Here is a 21316-nt window from a genome sequence, read left to right on the forward strand (position 1 = left end):
TTGTAATATATTATCTGTTACTTGTTGCTACCATTCTTGATCTCGTCAAGCTCTTTTCGCAGAGCCTCTACCTCTTTGGATAGAGCGAAGAGCTGCTTGTCCATTTCCGGGAGTCTTCCGTAGACTGCATGTGCACGCATTGCTTTCTTTATGGGAAAAGCGGGAGAGCCGAAGTAGGTAACGCCCTCCTCCTTAATATCCGAAATCACTCCGGTGCGTGCGGCAATGGTTACCTTTTGAGCCGTCTGCATGTGTCCGGTAAGCCCCGATTGTCCTCCGATCATATTCCATGCGCCTATCTTTGTAGAGCCTGCGATGCCCACCTGAGCGGCTATGACCGTATGTTCATTGACCACTACGTTGTGAGCGATCTGTACAAGATTGTCTATCTTGACACCTCTCTCCACAATGGTAGATCCTATCACCGCTCTGTCTATGCAGGCACAAGCTCCCACCTCTACATCGTCTCCTATCAGGACGTTGCCCATTTGAGGTATTTTGCGATAGCCCTCTTCGGAGGGAGCAAACCCGAAACCGTCTGCCCCGATCACTGCACAAGAGTGGATGACACAGCGTTCGCCCACCTTGCATTCGGCGGAGACAACGGCAGAAGGATACACAATGGTTTCCGCTCCGATCTCTGCATTCTCACCTATAAATACGAATGGAAATATCTTGACACCCGGATGCAGTATCGCTCCTTTGCTGATATAAGCGGCATGACCGATGTAAACATCTTTGGGAAGAGTGACGGACGGATCCACAAAAGCGGTCGAAGCCACTCCGCTCTCTTTTTCTTTGAGCTTTTCTGCAAACTCCATCAGTTTGGCAAGAGACTCATAAGGATTCTCCACCCGGATCAGGGTAGAAGGTATGGCTCTTTCCGGCTTGAATTCATTGGATACAAGCACGGCTGTCGCCTTGGTTTCATAGATGTATTGTTCGTACTTGGGATTGGCAAGGAAAGTGAGACTGCCGGGTGAGGCATCCTCTATCTTTCCAAACTGAGATACGACGGCTTCTTCGTTACCCTCGACCGTTCCTCCCAGATATGCGGCTATTTCTTTTATCTTTACTTTCATGATTATCGTGGATAATGGACACGGCTTACAACTCTGCCTCTTTTAGGCGTTCTGTATTTTCAGCCACTATCAGCGCATCCAGCATCTCCTGTATCTCTCCTCCCATAAAAGCGGAGAGGTTGTACATGGTTAGGTTTATTCTGTGGTCTGTGATGCGTCCTTGCGGATAGTTGTATGTCCTGATCTTAGCACTTCTATCTCCTGTGGAGACCATTGTTTTCCGTTTGCCGGCTATTTCGTCCAGATATTTCTGATGCTCCAGGTTGTAGATCCGAGTCCGAAGCTCTGCCAGTGCTTTCGCTTTGTTTTTAAGCTGGGATCTCTCGTCCTGACTCTGCACAACGATTCCCGTGGGGATGTGTACCAGTCTCACGGCGGAGTAAGTGGTATTGACGCTCTGACCGCCCGCTCCGGAGGAGCAGAATGTATCTATTCTGATGTCGCTCTCCTTCACTTCGACGTCAAACTCGTCCGCTTCCGGTAATACCGCCACCGTGGCAGCCGAAGTGTGTACACGCCCTTGGGTCTCTGTCTGAGGCACGCGTTGCACACGATGTACACCCGACTCATACTTCAGAGTACCATACACATCCGCTCCGGTTACCGTGAATACGATCTCTTTGAAACCTCCCAAAGTACCTTCGTTCACGCCGGTAACCTCTGTCCGCCACCCTTTCGACTCGCAATACTTAACGTACATCTTATACAGATCGGCAGCGAATAGTGCGGCTTCATCACCCCCTGTTCCTGCTCGTATCTCCACTATTGCGTTCTTGGCATCTTCGGGGTCGGCAGGGACCAACAGCAGCTTGATCTCATCCTCCAATACCGGCAGGGCATCTTGAGCAGTGGCTATCTCCTCCTTTATGAGAGCCACCATGTCGGGGTCGCTTTCCGTTTGCAGCATCTCCCGTCCCTCTTCTATCGTTTTCACGGCAAGGGTGTACTCATCGCCTTTAGCCAGTATCCGCTCCAGCTCCTTGTATTCTCGTGTGAGCTTTTCAAAGCGTTTTCTGTCTGCGATGACGTCCGGGTCTGTAATCAGAAGGGATACCTCTTCAAATCTGGCGTGCAGTACGCTTATCTTGTCTACTATGCTTATCTGCTCAGCCATTTATTCGTATTTGAATACCCCGAAAGGCGTGTGCAGTACAACCTCTTTCTTTCCTTCTCCCTCCATTACTCTGCCGACGACCTGAGCCTCCACACCGAACTTGCGGGATATGGCAATGATTTCGGGTGCAACCTCTTCCGGCACATAAAGTTCCATACGATGTCCCATGTTGAACACCTTGTACAGCTCTTTCGGCTCTGTCCGTCCGGAGCTGTAAATGAGGTTGAAGAGTGTCGGTATCGGGAACAGATTATCTTTCTCTACCTTTAGATTTTCCACAAAGTGCAGTACTTTCGTCTGAGCACCACCGCTGCAATGGATCATGCCGTGTATCTTCTCTCTGTGGTGCTTGAGTACCTCTGCAATGATGGGAGCGTATGTCCTTGTGGGGGAGAGTACGAGACGTCCGGCATCCAAAGGTACTCCGTCGACCATGTCTGTGAGTCTCTTTGTTCCGCAATAAACGACCTCGTTCGGAAGATCATGGTCGTAAGTCTCCGGATAGCTCTGCTTCACTTGTGGCCCGAAGACATCGTGGCGAGCAGATGTCAGTCCGTTGCTGCCCATCCCTCCATTGTAAGACTGTTCGTAGGTCGCTTGTCCGGACGACGCCAAGCCTACGATCACATCGCCGGAACGGATGTTGGCATTGTTTATGACGTTCTTGCGAGGCATACGGCAGGTAACCGTGCTGTCCACTATGATTGTACGCACGAGGTCGCCTACATCGGCAGTCTCTCCGCCGGTAGAGTATATACCCACGCCCAAAGCGCGCATCTCTTCGAGAAACTCCTCTGTACCGTTTATGATGGCAGAGATCACTTCTCCCGGAACTTTGAGTCTGTTCCTGCCGATAGTAGATGAGAGCAGGATGTTATCCACGGCACCCACGCAGAGCAGATCGTCCAAATTCATCACCACAGCATCTATGGCAATACCTTTCCATACGGAGAGGTCGCCCGTCTCTTTCCAGTAAGCGTACGCCAGAGAGCTTTTGGTGCCTGCTCCGTCTGCGTGCATGATGTTGCAGTATTCGGGATCGCCTCCGAGTATATCGGGGATAATCTTACAGAAAGCCTTTGGGTATAGACCTCTATCTACGTTCTTGATTGCGTTGTGAACATCCTCTTTGGAGGCGGATACACCTCGCAAATCATAGTTGTTTGTAGTCATCTGTTGTCTTAGAGTATCATTAACATTCTCCTGACCGTTCTAATCTCTGATGTATCATGCAGATACAGAACAGGTACAAGATTCATTGCTACACAAAACTATGAAAAAAAAAGGATATGACCTACCAAAACTCTCTCTTATGACTTTTGACCGGATATGGCGATGGCGATAACGCTTCCGATGGGTGAACTTTTATATAAAAATGAATCCGCGAAAATCTTCGCTTTTTGCTCCTCTCCAAACTCCATTTTAGGGACTGAAGCGGAGAGTGTGTCTGTAATTATTTAGAATAGAGATAGATATAAATCAGCCCGAATTTGGAGAAAAAATTTTCTCAATGCATTTCATGGGCGTTTTTCGCGTTAATAGGTATAAATTTTAACACCCTCTTCTGTGAACGTTTCCTAATAAAGAAATTTACCTTTTCAGGTGCTTTTTAGGGCAAAAATGTGTAGGTGTTTGATTGTTAGTGTTTTAGCTGTTTTTGCTAAACACGTTAATTGAATCCGGTAAACGTGTTTAATGAAATCGGTAAACGTGTTCGTTGAAAAATTAAACACGTTAAGCCGAAAGAATATGCTCGTTTAGCGTTNCCGGTAAACGTGTTTAATGAAATCGGTAAACGTGTTCGTTGAAAAATTAAACACGTTAAGCCGAAAGAATATGCTCGTTTAGCGTTTTGGGTGAACCTGTGTCGGAATTTGTATTAATAAAACAGCCCTGATTTAACAGTTCGGTCGTGCTCTGAAAACAACCCCTCCGATCAAAATAGAGAGCCCGAAAAAAGTGAGCATTTTTCGGGATGGAATATATAAAAATGAGATTTTGGAAAGGGAGAAATCTCTCTCTTTTTTCTTCTCAACAGCTCAAAAAGAAAGCAAGTGCACGGCTTTCGTTTCGCCATGCACTTGCTTTTTATTTGAAATATCTCTTTCCTGAAACGGGTATGACAGGAAAGGAGCTTATTCCGTGTCTGTTATCAATATTCTGCAGGAGTTTCCGCAGAAGCCTTCCAGCCCGGATTTTGATACAGGTTGCTCTCCTCTGCATTACCGGTAGGTGATGCCAAGCTCAACTCTTGATAAGAGAATGGAGAGAGGTAGTGCGCCTGATAGAAGGTGTAGCCATTGAATACATCGTTGTTTGCCTTGATCTTTTGGTATGGGCGGATGTATTTGCTCAACTCCTTAGAAGAGAGATTGGAAGCAGAAGAGCCATCGGCAATGATGAGAGTGTTACCATCGGCACCATAGAATCTTGGATAAGTATGGATCTTATCCCAGAAGTTTACGCCCTCTATATGGTAGTCTTTTACCTGGTCCATAGCTCTCCAGCGTATGAGGTCCGCGGCTCTCATACCCTCTCCTGCAAATTCGGAGCGACGCTCTCTGCGGATGCTGTAAAGAACAGGGTCGATAGCCACGCCGGCTGAGAATGCTCCCCAGTCGTAAGACTCTCTGTTCGTATTCGCTTCGTAAGCCATATCGGTGGCTCCTGTTGTTACTTCTATTGCCACTGTTATACCTGCACGTCTGCGAAGCGCATCCCAGTAGTTTCTCGCGTTGCCGTCTATCACTTTGTTCTTTTCGTAAGATGCCTCTATGTAGTTGAGGTATGCCTCTGCCACACGGAAGATGATAGTACCGGAAACGTCGTGCATCTCGGAGTTGAGGTGCATACGTTTGTCGTAGTTGTAAAGCTTGCGCTGACGATAGCCGGTAACGTCTCTCGACTCGTCATTCGCAATAATGTTTGCAACGTCGAACATCACGATAGGATCTTCATTGGTGTAGAGTACGTTGCTCTCTCCGAACAAGAAGAGCTGCAGACGTTCATCGCGATCTTTCTTTACAAGATCGACAGTCTCGTCTGTCTTTGTGTATCCGGAGTTTTGAGCATAGATAGGAAGACCGTTCTTCATCAAGAAAGATTCTACCAAAGCGCGTGTCCAACCGGAAGAAGAGCCTACTGCAAGCTTGTGAGAGGTCAAGTGTACAAGGTTTTTCTCCTTGCTGTACTGTCTCCAAAGCAAGATTTCAGGGAACTTTGACAGGTCTTCATCGGCAAACATTTCGTAGTAGTTGTTCCACCCATGGTGCTGACCCTTTTCCGGATTCATCACTCCGCTGTTCACTGTAAGCGTTGGGAATGCATCGGCAACCGCTTTGGCGGCAGTCATCGCTTCGTTCAAGAAGAACTCTACTTCTCCCGGAATGTTGAAGCTTTTGCCCTTGTTCCACTCTTTGTCCTTACCGGGCCATGTAGGGTCTCCCGGTACGCGTCCGGAGCCTTGGTGGTACTTTTCAAATGTACCCTCGAAAAGCGCTACGCGAGACTTGAACAATAGAGCTACATTTCTGGAAATGCGTTGGTTCATAGGAGTTTTATCCTTCAACATAGAGATGGCTTTGTCCAAGTCCGAAAGGATAAAGCGAGCCACTTCGTTACGAGGCATACGCTTGGATGCTTCGATGAGAGTAGCTCTGTCATCGGACAAAGCTTTCTTTATGATAGGGAAGTCGCCATAAGTTTGCAACTTGTCGAAGTAGAGCGCAGCACGGATAAAGTAAGCTTCACCAATGTAGTGGTCGATGTCTGCCTTGGATCCGCTGATGGCTTTCTTCTCCAACTTCTCGGTAGCATTCTCAAGAAACCAGTTGACGTTTCTGATCGCCTCGAAGCCGATACCGCCTTCTGAAGGCACTTTCCATACATCTTTTGTGAACCAGGCTCTGTTCGGATTTACACCGGCTTGGTTGTCTGTGCCGTTATCTCTTGCTGCAACACCGGCATTCCAACCTCCTGTTGTAGGGAAGACAGCGGGATAGTAGTTGAACGTAAAGCTTCCAAGCTGTTCCGCATTGGTATAAAAGCTATCCGGGCCTACTTGATCCAGCGGTTCTCTATCCAGCAAATCACATCCTGCCAAAGAGAAGGATAGAGCTCCTATAAGAGCTATTTTACTAAATATATTTTTCATTGTGATCGTTCTTTTACGGATTAGAAATTAACATTTACACCAAAAGACCATGTGCGTTGAAGCGGATAAAGCTTACCCGGTCCCCAGTCGCCACCGATAGCTTCAGGGTCGAAGATCTTGGTCATCTTAGTGAAGGTAACAAGATTGTCCACAGATGTGTACACACGTACTCTGGAGAGTCCGACCTTTTTTATCCATGATTGAGGAAGAGAGTAACCTATCTGCATATTCTTGATACGCATATAAGCTGCACTCTTAAGATATCTGGTTTGTCTTTGCATATTTTTACCACCCTTTCCGAATAGAGGTCTTGGGTAGTATGCATCAAGATTAGCTCCGAGAGGGTCGCCTTCAGGACGGAAGAAGTCCCAGTGTTCTACGAATCCTACACTCTGCCATTTACCATGACTTGTAGCACCAACAGAGTATGGAGAGCCGTCCCACCAGTCTCTTTTACCTACACCTTGAAGGAAGATGGAGAAGTCGATACCCTTCCATTCAGCATCTGCATTGATACCGAACTTGTATCTCGGAGTGGCGTTACCGATGACAGAAAGGTCGCCATGGTTGTCCAATGTATTGTTTCCATAGTTTACGGTGCCGTCACCATTGAGGTCTTTATACATGATGTCTCCGGCAGCCCATTGTGTACCCATCGGTTGCTTGCTGTGTGCAAGGTGATCGTTCATCTCCTGATCTGTCTTGGCTATGCCGATAGTAGTATAACCCCAGATCTCTCCGGCTTTCTTACCTGAATAATGGTCGCTAAGAGAGTTGGTCGGGTTGCTGTATCTGAGAATCTCTTGTTGGTCATCGCTGAGAACGAGTTTGAGACCATAATCCAAACCTCTCCATTGATCTCTCCAGCGAACTTCCAAGTCCCAACCATAAGATCTCATGTCTGTGTTGTTGATCTTAGGAGGAGCCACACCAAGTATTGATGGAAGCTTCTCCGGATTAGAAACCATATCGTAGGTTGTTCTGTTGAAGAAGTCGAAGCTACCTTGAAGTCTGTTGTTAAGAAGAGAGAAGTCAAGTGCAATGTTCCAAGACTCTACACGTTCCCAAGTGAGTGAAGAGGAAACGATGCCCGGAGCATTGGAGGTATTTACTCTTTCTCCGTTGAGAAGCCATCCGGAGTTGGCAACACCCTGTGGCTGTGCAAGGAACCAAGGATATAGCGCTTGGATGTTGGTGTTACCCAAAGCACCCCAAGAGCCTCTTACCTTTAAGAGAGGAACGATATGCTTGATAGGTTCCCAGAAGCTTTCGTTGGAAAGATTCCAACCCACTGCAAATGTTGGGAATGTTCCCCATCTCTTGTCTCCGATGAAGCGAGAAGAACCATCTCTACGAACAGATGCTTCAAAAAGATATTTGTCGTCGAATATATAGTTGATACGACCGAAGAATCCCATTGTAGCCCAATGGCTGTAACCGCCATAGAATGTAGGCTTGTCGTGTGTCGCAGTATTTACGGTAGGAACAAGAGGAGTGATAAGATCTTTTTTATTACCTCCGAGATTTCTTGTATTGCTGATCTCTATATCGAGACCTCCGAGCATTTTTACGTCATGCTTGCCAAACTTTTCGGAATACTCTGTGAAGTAACGACCGTTGAAGTAGCTGCTCTTCCATGCAGATTCCGAAACACGGGTCTGTCCTTCGTCTCCACCTTCGCGAGATGTAGGATGAGGGTTGCCGTCCTTGTCGTATCTGAAGATAGGAAGAACATCCCAGTGGTTGTTGTTATAAGTGGTATTGTAGTTGTTTTCAAACTTAATGGTCCAGCCTTCCACCGGCTTTACAAGGAACGTAATCTGTTGGTTGGAGAAGTCCTTTTGGTTGATGTCCTTACCTCCATCTCTCATTTGGATGGTTTCCTGACCTGAAATAAGGTGTCCGTTCGGGTCTGTAACCGCATTCACAGGCCAACGGCGTGCGATGTTGTGGAAGAACAGACCGGTCATGTAGCTTGGACGAGAGTAGTCTTCACGAATCCAACGGTTGTTGTAGGTAATGTTGAACCAAGGAGTGATTTCAGCCGAGAACTTTCCGGATACATTGTAACGGTTGAACTTGTCTTGACCATAACGGATAAGACCTTCTTGATCCAAGAATGCTCCACTGATGTAGTAGTTTAGCTTGGATGTACCACCCGAAAACGAAACATTGTGTTCTTGTGAAGGTGCGTTTGCGCGGTAGTTTTCCTTGAACCAGTTGGTATTTGCCCAGTTTCCTTCATCGTACATTGCCCATTCTCCTTTGGCGGCATTCCACATGGTACCGAATCTGACCTTTTCGTTATTCGGGTCTTGCTTGTAGAGACGAATCTTTTCGAGTACGTCGTTAGGGAAGACGATACCTTCACCTGCATTTGCTCCCGCACGGTTGAAGTAGTTTGCAAACATTTCAGAGTCCATCATTGTTGGGATCTGTGTTGCTGTATTGAAGCGCATATTTCCGTTGTAGGAGAATCTGCTCTTGCCCTCTTTACCGCTCTTTGTGGTGATGAGAATAACACCGAATGCCGCACGAGAACCATAGATGGCACTGGAAGCCGCATCCTTCAATACCGAGATGCTTTCTATATCGTTAGCCGCGAGAGTATTCATGTCTCCTTCTGCTCCGTCGATAAGTACTAATGGGCTGGAGTATGATCCTTCGCCTATGGTTCCGCTACCACGGATGTTCATGCTCAATCTACTGTTGAGAGCTCCTCCGGAGTTTGTAACGCTGAAGTTCAATCCCGGGACAACCCCTTGAAGTGCTTGAGCCACGTTCTGAACAGGTCGAGTTTGAAGCTGCTTTGAATCCACATTGGAAACTGCTCCGGTAAGATTAACTTTCTTTTGTGTACCATAGCCCACGACAACAACCTCTTCCAACTGTGAAGTCAAAGGTTTAAGTGCGATCTTGAGAGTAGTTTGGCTACCTACGGTAATGCGCACTGTTTCGTATCCCATGAAAGATACTTCCAAGACATCTGTCGGGGTAAGACCATTGATGGTAAATCTTCCCTTTTCGTCTGTACGTGCTCCTTTACCTCTTTGGGTTGTAACGCGAACCGCAACAACAGGCACGGGATTGCCTTTTTCATCTACAACAGTACCGGAAACACTTTTTGTGTCTTGCTGCTGAGTGGTAGTAGTGTTCGAGTCGCCTGCCGTAGCTGTCGGGCTCAGTGCTGTCATGAGACCTGCCAGTAGTACCCCTGCCATTGTTCGATAGGGGAGTCTGATGCTTAGATCTCTGCCTTTAGAAAAATTGTCCTTTTTCATAATTACATATCTAAATAGTGTATTTCTGTTCTTTTTGTGGATATGGTAACTAAAAAATGTTTATGTGGTAATGCAAATGTATGTATTTTTTAGGATATCGGAGTTTTGTCAGACTCATTTTCTTCATATTTATTTTTTTATCAGAAAGAGTGTTTATCTCTTTTTGCTCCTCTATCCTTGTATTGGTGCCATCTTTGTTTGAGTAGCCAAAAGAGTTCGTCTCCTTATTTATGGAGATTTTATCGAAAATAATATTGTTTCTTTTGAGAAGAGATTAAAAGAAAGATGTAAAGTTGTGTCTTGTGCTTCTTCTTTATACATTTGTCATGCACTGCTTTGTAAAATAACCGACGCAATCGGCTTGTATGGCAAGGTGATATTTTAAGAAGGCATATCATATTTGTGCTTTCTATGTATAACCCTAAGGAGAGAAGGTTTGAGTAGAACAAAAAGAAGCTTTAAGCGTTTTTTCCTCTAAAAAACAGAAATACCAATGAAAAAGAAACTTTTAGCACTATTACTTTTAGCCGGAGGGCTATTTACTGCAAACGCGCAAAACATTCGTCCGAGAATAGAAGTGGGAGGCGTAATGTCCATAGTGGAGTTCAAAGCCAGTTCTGTTGATCTGAACTCTAAAGTAAAGATGGGCTACCGGGTATCCGGTGCAGCGGAAATCGGATTGGGTGGTGGTTTGTACATTGCTCCGGGTCTTACTTTTAAGTCTCAAGGAGGAAACTATGATCTGAATAGCTTTAGAAAGATTTTTGGTCTTGGTCCTTTGAGCGGAGATAATGCCAAAGCCAACAGAGCACACCTCAACTACCACTATCTTTCTGTTCCTCTTAATCTCGGATTTCGTGCAGAGTTGAGTCCGACATTAGGTTTCTCCGCTGAGGTCGGTCCTTATTTTGCTTATGCTCTCAGCGGTAAAGGTGTTTATGGAGACTCTGACATGGATCTGTTTTCAATGCCGGAGTCTGTAAAAAAGTCATTGGAATTTAAGAGATTTGATGCCGGTATTAACGCTTCTGTGGCTGTGGACTTTTCAAGAGCTGTTTTCCGCATAGGTACCGAGTATGGTCTTACCAATAATGTTAAGGTGCAGTCCCTTTTGGGAGACCTTTTGGGTGTTGGTTCATCTTCCACATTGAAGAATTTTAATGCTTATGCTTCCATAGGATTCAGATTCTAGAAGGTCAGACATAAAGACTTTCATAGGGGCGGAAGGGGGATACTTTTTCCGCCTTTTCTTTTTTTTGATTTGGTGCATGAGATAATGGGGTATCATTGTATTTGTTTTGACCTTTAAGTACCCGGATGAGAAATACTACTTTTGGAGAAAGGTTAAACAAATATTTGTATTTCGCAATTATTATTTTTATTTTCGTGCAGTGAGGTTTTGCAAAGCATTTGTACGCTTGCCGAACTTCAAGAGATGTAATAACCTATTTCTAACTTATTAAAAACTTATGAGATGAATAGAAGTATTTTCTTCTGGTTATTGCCGGTATTTATTCTTTTTACGGCATGTTCGGATTTGAGTGATCTAAGAAAAAGATTAGACGAACACGAAGTCCGGCTGAAAAATCTTGAGACTTTAATGACAACGACCAATTCCGACATCAAGGCGATGAAGGAGTTGTTGGATGCTCAAAACAAAAAGATAGGAATAGTATCCTATACAGAGCTTGCGGACAAGAGCGGCTACGAACTCGTTATGAGTGATGGATCTAAGATTGTAATAAAGAACGGAAGTGCGGTTGGAGTGAAAACCGATACCGATGGTCAGCTCTACTGGACTTTGAATGGCGACTTTATGCGTGATGCCGATGGTAATAAAATAAAAGCCTCAGGTATAGCACCAAAATTGAGAGTGAATGGAAATGGATTGTGGGAAGTGAGCGTTGACGATGGTAAAACTTGGCAACTCGTTCTTGGTGCAGACGGAAAACCGGTAAAGGCTACCGGGCAGGATCTCTCCGAAGTATTGAAGATTACCGAAACAGACGAATCCGTCATCATCGAATATAACGGACACAAGTTTATTATTCCTAAGAAACCTGCCATAGTGGAGGTGAAAGAGATCATTCTAGATCCGGTTCAGAAGCAACTTAAAGTTGGAGAACGCTTTAAGATAAGAGCGACTATCAAACCGGCAGAGGCTGCTTCTACACTGATAGTCTGGCAATCTTCTAACGAAACTTTGGCAACAGTGGATAATGAAGGTAACGTAGCGGCTTTGGCTAAAGGTGCTGTTAAGATCATAGCAATAGCAGGAGGTAAGAAAGCAGAGTGCAATGTGGTTATTATTGAAGGAGCTGCTCCCATAACCGGAGACGAAGAGATGAATCCTCTTATCCCGATGTCTTACATGTCGAAATTCTATCTGAACAAAACGGGAACCGATTTTCTTACAGATCTGAGTAATAATACCGATATCGGTTTCTTCTCTTGGTTCAGACTTATGGGAGTAAAAGATTCTAACGGAAACGTAGAGGGGAAATCGATATTGGGAGATAATCCTTCATTGGGAGATCAATATGCTGTGCCCACAAAGGATGAAATGCTTACGGTATTTCCGGCAGCTATGCAGGTGTTGCTTCTTAACTCAACATTCGGTCCTGTTGAGAAAAACGAAGATATTACTTTGGATGGCACCAAGAGTACTTATCGTTGTTACTATCAGGGTGTAGGCAACGGTATCTCGTATGCAGTACGTCTTGAGGGTAACGGCAGCAAATATAGAGCCGCGTACAGGTATGTTTTGAAACAGGAAAAAAGTGCCTTCTTTACCTATACAGTTACGATTCGTCACTTGGGAGATGATACCACAGTGTTGGCTGATGTCGCCAAAGAAGAGTATTGGGCAACCAATAAAGAAAAGGATATATCTAGAACATTTATTACCACTGGTTTTTATATGAATTGTAATGAGCACGGAGAAGGAGTCGGAGGGATAGTTCTAAATAGGCGTACAAGTGTTTTCTGGAATGCGGATACGTACGAGAAGTACGCCTCTTATGCTTACCGCTTTATGTTTGATGTGGAGTTCAACTATTCTCGTATTCACACGATGGAGAAGAAGTCAGCCCTGCCAGTCCGATTGATGAGAAAAAAATAAGAGAGTCATCTTTGGGAAGATAAATCTTTGTGGAACAGAGAGCCGAAACATTGGGTTGGCTTCTCCGTTCCTATTCTACTCAAAACAAGAATCAGAAAAGGGCGAGACGGAAATTATTCCGTCTCGCCCTTTATATTTTTTGCTCTGTTTGGTAGGGATGTCTTATTTCAAGCCCAACTTTGCTCTAATTTCTTTAGGTATAGCGTTCTTGTGCACAACAATATTCATCGTCTTTCCGGCAACAAATGCTTCTGAGGCATACCAGATTCCTTTGTACTTTCCGGTCTCTCCCCAAGAGTTTTTAACCATGAAGAAGAGCTTTCCTGTTTGGTCTTTAGCAATACCATAAATAACCATACCGTGGTCGTCTGTTGTGGTCTTGTTGTCGTATCCTTCTTGACGATATTCTTGTGTAACCTTGATCTCGGGAGTATTGATGTGTGTTACAAGATCACGGATCATTTCATTCCTTTGATTTGGAGTGGCTCCAACCCAACGTGCTTGGTCTGAGCCGGAGTTTTCTGCACTTTCAACATCTACAAGAAGAGCATATCCGTCTCGAGTAAAGCCCGGTTCGCTAACGTCCGAACCCCATGCTATCGCATAACCGGTATTGATAGCATTCTTCATTGTAGCCATCAATTCCTCTAACGGAAGGTTGTAGCTGCTGGAGTGACGCCAATTGTCCGCAATCTCCATCACGAATGAAGAGTAGAACGGAACATGGGTGTATGAAGTGAGAGAAACATAGTTGTCTGCATCCAAACCGATACTTTCTGCGAAAGATTTTGGTGTGTACTTCTTGCCATTGTAAGAAAACTCGGTAGGAAGTTCGCCCAAGTAAGCATCTATGATGCTGTCGAATGCACGCTTCCAAGCTGTGGAAAGCTTCTTGTTAGGGTTCTTTTCAATTCCTTTAAGGAAGCCCACTGCTCCGGCTTCGAGTTCGCTGTGTGCGTGGATAGTGGTTCCATAGTTGAGACCGGGCATTATGGTGCTTGGAACAGCTCCGTAATGCTTGAGAACATAAAGCACATCGTAGAACGAACCACCTTGAGCAAAGTTGATGTGTCCGTCTGTACGAATATATTTCACAGCCTTATCTTTGTAGCTGTGGCTTACAACAAACATTTCGCTTAAATCAACAGGTTGTTTACCCATTCTCAACATTTCGGCTTCCCAAAATCCTATACCGGAGAAAGACCAGCAGGTACCGCTTCTGGACTGATTCTTTACCTGTGTGATCTTGAGCTCTTTCACAGGGGTGAATACATAAGCCTCTTTTTTCTTAACATCTGTAGATGCCTCTTGTGCATGCAGTGAAAATACACCGCAGATCAGAGCAAGAGAAAGAAATAATCTTTTCATTTCTGTTTTTGTTATTAGTATATAGGTTATTGAACATTCGCAGCCAAAGATAGACAAACTTTTGCTATTGCGGCTTCTTGCCTTTCGTAGTGGCAAGCATACCGCATGCGGCAAAGATATCCTCCCCTCGTGATCTTCTGGTCGTGCATCTGACTCCTTTAGAGTTGAGATAGTCCTCAAAACTTTGTACTCTTACCGGAGAAGGCGAACGAAGATCCACGCCTGGGATAGAGTGATACTTAATAAGATTTATCCTGCAATCGGGAAGCAGAGGCTTGAGTATGCGGATAAGAGCTTCCGCATGGCGAAGATCATCATTGAGACCATCGAAGACAATGTACTCGAACGACAGCCGGCGCTGCCCTGAAAAGTCGAACTTTTGAAGCGTTGCTATGACCTCCTCTATCGGGAAAGCTTTCTCCACAGGCATTAAAGCAGCTCGCTCTTCCGGGTATGGGGAGTGAATGCTTATGGCTACCTGACACTGTTGCTCCTGTAATAGTTTTAGCAGCCCATCTCTCGACCCTATGGTGCTTACAGTAATTCGCTTCGGACTCCATGCCAAGCCCCATGGGGCAGTTAGTATTTCTAAGGTTTTTGATACTTCATCATAGTTATCCAAAGGCTCTCCCATGCCCATGAACACGATATTTGTCAGCTTCTCTATATGAGGACAGGAGAGAAACTGATTGATGATTTCTGCCGCAGAGAGGTTAAATAAAAAGCCCATCTTGCCGGTATGGCAAAATGAGCAATTCATTTTACAGCCTATTTGGCTGGATATGCATAGTGTTGCACGATCGGATTCGGGGATATAGACGGTCTCTATCTCTCGCAAGCCTTTTTTTGTATCTACTGAAAAGAGATATTTCTCCGTGCCGTCCTTAGAACGTTGTGTGGTAATGGGAACATGGCGTCCAATGGTATAATTCTCGGAAAGCTGTTGTCGAAAAGAGATGGGCAGGTTGCTCATCTCTTCTATCTCTGTTACTTTGTGTACGTAAAGCCACTCCGCAATCTGCTTAGCTCTGAACTTGGGTTGGTTATGACTTTTTACCAAAGCTTCAAGCTCTTTCAGCGTATGACCTATAAGTGTTTTCATGATTGGTCTATTGTTATTTTCAGCAGAGAATAAAGTCTATCTGTTTTCTCTCGAAGTTTACCCTGTCAACCTCTATCTCTACGCTGTCTCCCAGTTTGAAGACTCTGCCGTACTGCCTTCCAATCAAACAAAAGTTCTTTTCATCGTAAACATAGAAGTCATCTGTAAGAGAGTGTATGGGCACTAAACCCTCACAACCATTGGATTTGATTTCTACAAAGAATCCGAAATCTGTAACGCTTATTATCATGCCCTCAAATCTTTCTCCGATCTTATCGGACATGTATTCTACCTGTTTGAGTTTGATGGATGCACGTTCTGCTTGAGATGCCAACTGCTCTTGATCCGAACAGTGGCGGGCTTGCGACTCTAATATGCCAGGGCTGTCCAACTCCTGTTCATGTTCGTATGCCCAAAGGTATCGGTGTACCAAAACATCCGGGTATCTTCTGATGGGAGATGTAAAGTGAGTATAGAAAGGAAATCCTAATCCATAGTGTCCGATATTATCTGTCGTATATATTGCCTTGGACATTGTTCGCAATACTATTGTTTCCAACATATTTTGCTCCGGTTTGCCTCGAAAAGCCACGAGCATTTCGTTGAGCGCCTTTGATATGTGCTCTTTGTTGCCGTCCAATTTGAGTACATACTTAAGCTTCATCATAAATTTGGAAAGGTCTTGCAGCTTTGCCTCATTGGGCAAGTCATGGATACGATAGATAAAAGCTCTCTTGGGATGACCCTTCAAATGTTTTTTGGTTACATGTTGGGCGATGGTTCTATTGGCGAGAAGCATAAATTCTTCAATGAGCTGGTGAGCCTCATTGCTCTCTTTTGTGTAAACATCGGTCGGCTTACCTTGATCGTCAAGAATGAATTTAATCTCTTGCCTTTCAAAGTTGATGGCGCCGGCTTCAAATCTCTTGTTTCTGATCTTTTGAGCAATCTCGCTAAGATGGATGATGGATTGCCTTACCTCTTCAGCCGGATCTCCTTTCCCTTTGATTATTTCATACGCCTGCTCGTAGGTCAGACGTGCATCGCTATGGATGATGCTTTTTACGATATTGTAGTTCACCACTTCCGCTTTATCGTTGAGCTCGAATATTACGGAGTAAGCAGGACGATCCACATTCGGCTTGAGAGAACACAAATCATTGCAAAGACGTTCCGGCAACATCGGTATCGTACGATCCACCAAATAAATACTCGTCGCTCTTTTTTGAGCTTCAATATCTATCGGATCGCCGGGCTTCACATAGAAAGAAACGTCTGCGATATGAACTCCGACACTGACGTTGCCGTTCTCAAGTCGTTCATAGGAGATTGCATCATCAAAATCTTTGGCATCTATCGGGTCTATTGTAAAGGTGGTAAGATGTCTTAGATCTTCCCTTGTCGAATGCTCTTTTTCGGATAGTCCTTCAGGAAGTTCGTTTGCCAACTGCTCCAGCTCTTCCGGATATTTATATGGAAGTCCAAACTCCGCCAATATTGCGTGCATCTGGGTATCATTATCTTCCGGTCGTCCAAGTACATCTATTATCTCCCCGACAGGATTCTTGTCTTCCTGTCTCCATTCTATTACTCGAACCAATACCATATCTCCATCCTTTGCATCATTTGTGTGCTTGTCCGGGATGAAGATATCGTTCTGAATCTTATTGCCTTCCGGGATTACAAAGCCCGCTTTTGCTCCGAAAGGCTTTTGTAATACCCCCACGTAATTCCCTTGTGCACGTTCCAAGATTTCTACTACTCGAGCAGCTCTGTTATTGCTATGGGAAAAAGTTTTAGGCAGAACCTCTATATGCACCCGGTCTCCATTGAGGGCGTTGCGAGTATCTCTGTTGTCTATTAAGAATATTTCATCGTTCTCTACAGCCTTTGCCGTATGTCTTCCATTGGCACGAGCTATGAATATTGCATCATACCGGTCTCCTTTATAATTGAGACGATAGCGATGATTCCCTATGGCATTGATACTCTCTTCTTTTCTGAGTTCATTAAGAGCTTGCTGTATGAAAATTCTTCCATTCCCTACGTTAAGACGAAGGTTTGAAGCGAGTTGTTTGGGATTGAATGTTTTGGTAGGATTGGAATAGAGATGCTTTAGAACGGCATCTTTTATTGTAGAATATGTTGCGTTTTTACTTCTTATAGATCCTCTTGAGGCTCTACTCTTTTTATTTTGTCTTGTCATCTTTCAAAGATCTTATTGAGTCTTTTTTTCTTCGCAAAGGTACTATTATTCTTGCACTTGTGAGTGCAAGAAAGGAAAGAGCCCCAATTCTTAAAAATGATATAAATAGTGGTATTTGTAGGAATGCCTTTCTGTTGAAGTAATATTATGCTTTTTTAATATAGTGCCAATCGTTATCTGATTCATAAGGATGTCTTCCCGTACGTTCTCTTTTTCCTAAAATCGTTTCTTCTTTTATTTAATGGGAGTGGAATAGACTTCCTCATCGTGGTGCTTAATCAAAGGGATTTTCTTTCATGAGCAAATTCATCTTCTCCCAATATTTTTAGCATCAAATGAAAGTAAGTTTATCAATTTTCTCCTTGTGTATTATTGTTAAAAAGTGGTTTCTTGTGTGTTAAAGTGATAGGGCTGTTACAAAAATGTTTGTTAATAACGAAAAGATTTTCGTTATTTGTAGCAGAGTCAAACCCTCATGATAAGCAGTATGAAAGAACCCGAAGAATACATTGGAGATCTTTCTTTGTAAGAGGTTTGGTAATTGGTTTATATACAGAATTTTAGTGTTTTAGATGTAGCAAGCAAACAGTATAGGTCTTATCACTGTCGGAGTGGGGCTGATTTATTGGAAGCTTGGTACAAAGGTTTACAAATAATTAATATGCTTATGAAGAAGTTTATGTTGTTGCTGACCGTCCTATTGATAAGCGTAGGATCGGTCGTCGCACAGATGAAGGAGGTGTCCGGTGTGGTTCTCAGCCAAAAGGACAATCAGCCTATTGAACGTGCAACGGTAAAGGCTAAGAGCGGTAAAGGTGGAGCTTATACTGATGCTCAAGGTCGTTTCCGCTTTAACGTGCCTGCTGCCGAAAAGACTCTTGTTGTCTCTTTCGCAGGGATGAAGACTCAGGAAGTTACTGCTGGAACAAACATTAGAGTTTTGTTGCAAGACGATGTTGCCGTTATTGATGAAGTATTGGTAACTGCGTTCGGTAAGTCTAAAAAGAGTGCGTTTACAGGTTCTGCTACTCAGGTAAGTGCAGAAGAACTTGGAAAGCGTCAGGTTTCTAACGTAACACAAGCGATTGCCGGTAAGGTTCCGGGTGTTTCCGTGACAAGTGGAAATAACCAGCCGGGAACTTCTGCATCATTGCTTATTCGTGGTCCTGGTTCGTTTTCTGCCGGTAGAGGTCCTTTGTATGTTGTCGACGGCGTGCCTTATGACGGAGACGTATCTTCTATTAACCCACAAGACGTTGAAACCTGTACCCTTCTTAAGGATGCTGCTTCTGCTGCTCTTTATGGTGCGCGTGGTGCGAATGGTGTAGTCCTTATTCAGACTAAGTCCGGATCTAAAGTGAAAGATGCCATGAACATCACATTCGAGGCTCGTTATGGTGTCAATCAACGTGGTGTGCCCGATTACGACGTAGTGGCTGATCCTAAAGTATATGCTGCAAAATATTTTGAAGCAATATATAACTCTGAAATTCAAAAAGATGGTGCAACAATAGAGGGAGCTCTTGCCGCTGCAAATGGTATTTATTTTAGTAAAGACCCAAAGGTTGCTAACCTTGTTTATCATCCATTTACTGCTCCTGACGGTGCTACTTGGTTTGAGAGACAAAGCAATGGTTATTTCTTGATGAATCCTGCAATTACTGTGGGAACCATCTACGAGCATGGGGGTAAGAAATATTGGCTTCAGCCGGACAACTGGTCTAAGGAAGTATTCACCACAAATCCTCGTCAAGAATACAACTTCTCTCTTTCCGGTAGAAGTGCTAAGGCTTCTTATTATATGTCTGCCGGTTATCTAAGTGATAAGGGTTATATCGTAGCGTCTTCTTTCGATCGTTTCACTACTCGTCTTCGTGGAGACTTCACTCCGGTAGAGTGGTTGACTGTTGGTGCTAATATGGCATTTACTCACTACATTACAAACTCTTTGGATAATACAGCAGAAGGAGGGAACTCCGGAAATATCTTTGCTGTTACAAACTTCATCGGTCCTGTTTATCCGCTTTATGTCCGTGGTGAAGACAAATCCATTGCGATAGATAAGTTTGGCAACACTATTTATGACTTCGGTACGGAAGAGTACTCAGGTCTAAAGCGTCCTTTCCTTTCTATCTCAAACCCAATGGCACTTTATAATCTGGATACAAACAGAGCAACTGCTGATGTTATTTCTGTTAAAGGATATGCAGATTTCAGTATTCTTGATGGTCTTAAAGCTACTATCAATGCCGGTGTTGATACAGATAACACCATGTTTTTGGATAAGAGAAACGTATTCTATGGTCAGTTCGCAGGTTATGGAGGTATCATAAGCAGAACTACTCAAAGAATCAACTCTCTTAATACTCAACAACTTCTTACCTACGTAAACAACTTCGGTCAACACAGTTTAGATTTCCTTTTGGGACACGAGTTCTATAAGTATCAATCAAACTCTTTGTATGGTTCAAAGGAAAAGATGTACGACCCGAATGCTACAGAGTTGACAGGTGCTATCTTGAAGCCTAACACAAGCTCTTCTCTTGGAAGATATGCAACAGAAGGATATTTGGGACGAGCTCAGTACAACTACGCTTCTAAGTATTTTGCTCAAGCTTCATTCCGTAGAGATGCTTCTTCTCGATTTAGAAAAGAAAATCGTTGGGGTAACTTCTGGTCTGTTGGTGGATCTTGGTTGATCTCTAAGGAAGATTTTATGAGCCAAGTGAGCTTCGTAAACATGTTGAAGGTAAAGGTCAGCTATGGTATGCAGGGTAACGATGCTATCGGTAACTTCAGATACATGGACTTGTACACTGTTCAAAATGCAAACGATAAGTTGGCTACCAGCTTTGCTTCTAAGGGTAATGAAAATTTGACATGGGAAACCAGTGCAAACTTGAATGCCGGTATCGAATTCTCTTTGTTCAATAACCGTTTGTCCGGAGGTATCGATGTTTATCGTCGTAAGGTGACAGATATGTTGTTCCAACGTAAGACTCCTAACAGTATCGGTTATGGATCATACTATGACAACATCGGTGCGATGAGTAATACCGGTATCGACTTTGAATTGATGGGAACTCTTATCAAAAATAAAGATCTTGAATGGACTTTGTCTGTGAATGGTGGTTATTTCAAGAATACTCTTGACAAACTTCCTGAAGAGTGGGAAGCTGTAGAAGGTGGTTATCGTGATGGCTCTTTTGTGTATAGAGTTGGAGGTTCTATTTACGACCGTGCTTTCGTTCATTATCGTGGTGTTAACGAAAAAGGACAAGCCCTTTATCAAATCTACAATAAGGAGAAGAACGAGTACGAAACTACCACTAACTGGAACGAAGCCAATAAGGCTGAAAACAGAGTTATCTTGACGGACGTTAGACCATATCTTACAGGAGGTCTTTCTACAAGTCTCTCTTTCATGGACTTTGACCTTTCTGCTACGGCAACTTATGCTTTAGGTGGTCGCACTTATGATAGCACTTACCAAAGCTTGATGCATGGTGGTACAAATACAGGACATGCATGGCACAAGGATATCTTGAACTCTTGGACTAAAGAAAGTCCATCTACCAATGTTCCTATGGTAAACTATGCAGGTAAGTTTATGGACTCTACTTCAGACAGATTCTTGGTTTCAAGAAGCTATCTTGCTCTCAATAACATCACTTTAGGTTACACATTGCCTAAGAGTCTATTGAAGTCGATGAATATCTCTGCTGCGAGAGTTTACGTGGTTGCTGATAACCTTGCACTCTTCTCTGCTCGTAAGGGATTGGATCCACGTTTTGGTTCCGGTGTCGGATATAAGACTATTCGTTCACTTTCTGCCGGTGTGCGTATCACCCTATAAGGAGATAGAATGTTAAACAAATAACTTTTACGA

Annotated in this window: 11 protein-coding genes; 3 read left to right on the top strand and 8 right to left on the bottom strand. The window is 44.0% G+C overall.

Annotated elements, in window-relative coordinates; genetic code table 11:
- Window positions 1-17: 17 nt before the first annotated feature.
- The 5 genes from lpxD to HQ29_RS04540 all read right to left on the bottom strand — a co-directional run bounded on the left by lpxD (window position 18) and on the right by HQ29_RS04540 (window position 9630).
- Window positions 18-1082, bottom strand: coding sequence for a UDP-3-O-(3-hydroxymyristoyl)glucosamine N-acyltransferase (gene lpxD / locus HQ29_RS04520; RefSeq protein WP_036867761.1), 1065 nt, complete (start codon window positions 1080-1082; stop codon window positions 18-20).
- Window positions 1083-1107: 25 nt separating this feature from the next.
- Window positions 1108-2196 (bottom strand): peptide chain release factor 1, encoded by a 1089-nt coding sequence (prfA, locus tag HQ29_RS04525; protein WP_036867764.1) that lies wholly within the window; start codon window positions 2194-2196, stop codon window positions 1108-1110.
- Complete coding sequence (locus HQ29_RS04530) at window positions 2197-3369, bottom strand: AIR synthase related protein (protein ID WP_036867767.1); 1173 nt, start codon at window positions 3367-3369, stop codon at window positions 2197-2199. It lies immediately after the preceding gene.
- 979 nt (window positions 3370-4348) lie between these two features.
- A complete protein-coding gene (locus HQ29_RS04535; RefSeq protein ID WP_036867770.1) occupies window positions 4349-6349 on the bottom strand; it encodes a RagB/SusD family nutrient uptake outer membrane protein in 2001 nt (666 codons plus the stop codon).
- A 20-nt stretch (window positions 6350-6369) separates the two neighbouring features.
- Window positions 6370-9630 carry a SusC/RagA family TonB-linked outer membrane protein gene (locus HQ29_RS04540; protein ID WP_036867771.1) on the bottom strand — a complete coding sequence of 1087 codons (3261 nt, stop codon included), beginning with the start codon at window positions 9628-9630 and terminating at the stop codon, window positions 6370-6372.
- Window positions 9631-10123: 493 nt separating this feature from the next.
- Between HQ29_RS04540 and HQ29_RS04545 the strand changes: the two genes are divergently transcribed.
- On the top strand, window positions 10124-10822 hold the full coding sequence (locus tag HQ29_RS04545; RefSeq protein ID WP_036791615.1) for a porin family protein: 699 nt from the start codon (window positions 10124-10126) through the stop codon (window positions 10820-10822).
- 282 nt (window positions 10823-11104) lie between these two features.
- Window positions 11105-12751, top strand: a complete 1647-nt coding sequence (locus HQ29_RS04550; RefSeq protein WP_036791619.1) for a PL29 family lyase N-terminal domain-containing protein — start codon at window positions 11105-11107, stop codon at window positions 12749-12751.
- A gap of 162 nt (window positions 12752-12913) precedes the next feature.
- Here the strand turns inward: HQ29_RS04550 and HQ29_RS04555 are convergent, their stop codons facing one another.
- The 3 genes from HQ29_RS04555 to rnr form a co-directional block, all read right to left on the bottom strand.
- A complete protein-coding gene (locus HQ29_RS04555) occupies window positions 12914-14119 on the bottom strand; it encodes a C1 family peptidase (RefSeq protein ID WP_036791622.1) in 1206 nt (401 codons plus the stop codon).
- 64 nt (window positions 14120-14183) lie between these two features.
- A complete protein-coding gene (gene rlmN / locus HQ29_RS04560) occupies window positions 14184-15221 on the bottom strand; it encodes a 23S rRNA (adenine(2503)-C(2))-methyltransferase RlmN (protein WP_036845723.1) in 1038 nt (345 codons plus the stop codon).
- A 19-nt stretch (window positions 15222-15240) separates the two neighbouring features.
- Window positions 15241-17427 (bottom strand): ribonuclease R, encoded by a 2187-nt coding sequence (gene rnr / locus HQ29_RS04565; RefSeq protein ID WP_052089809.1) that lies wholly within the window; start codon window positions 17425-17427, stop codon window positions 15241-15243.
- A gap of 667 nt (window positions 17428-18094) precedes the next feature.
- On the opposite strand from rnr, the gene HQ29_RS04570 reads away from it, so the two are divergent.
- A complete protein-coding gene (locus tag HQ29_RS04570; RefSeq protein ID WP_161781556.1) occupies window positions 18095-21283 on the top strand; it encodes a SusC/RagA family TonB-linked outer membrane protein in 3189 nt (1062 codons plus the stop codon).
- Window positions 21284-21316 lie beyond the last annotated feature (33 nt).

Source organism: Porphyromonas canoris (assembly GCF_000765975.1).
GTDB classification, from domain to species: Bacteria; Bacteroidota; Bacteroidia; order Bacteroidales; family Porphyromonadaceae; genus Porphyromonas_A; species Porphyromonas_A canoris.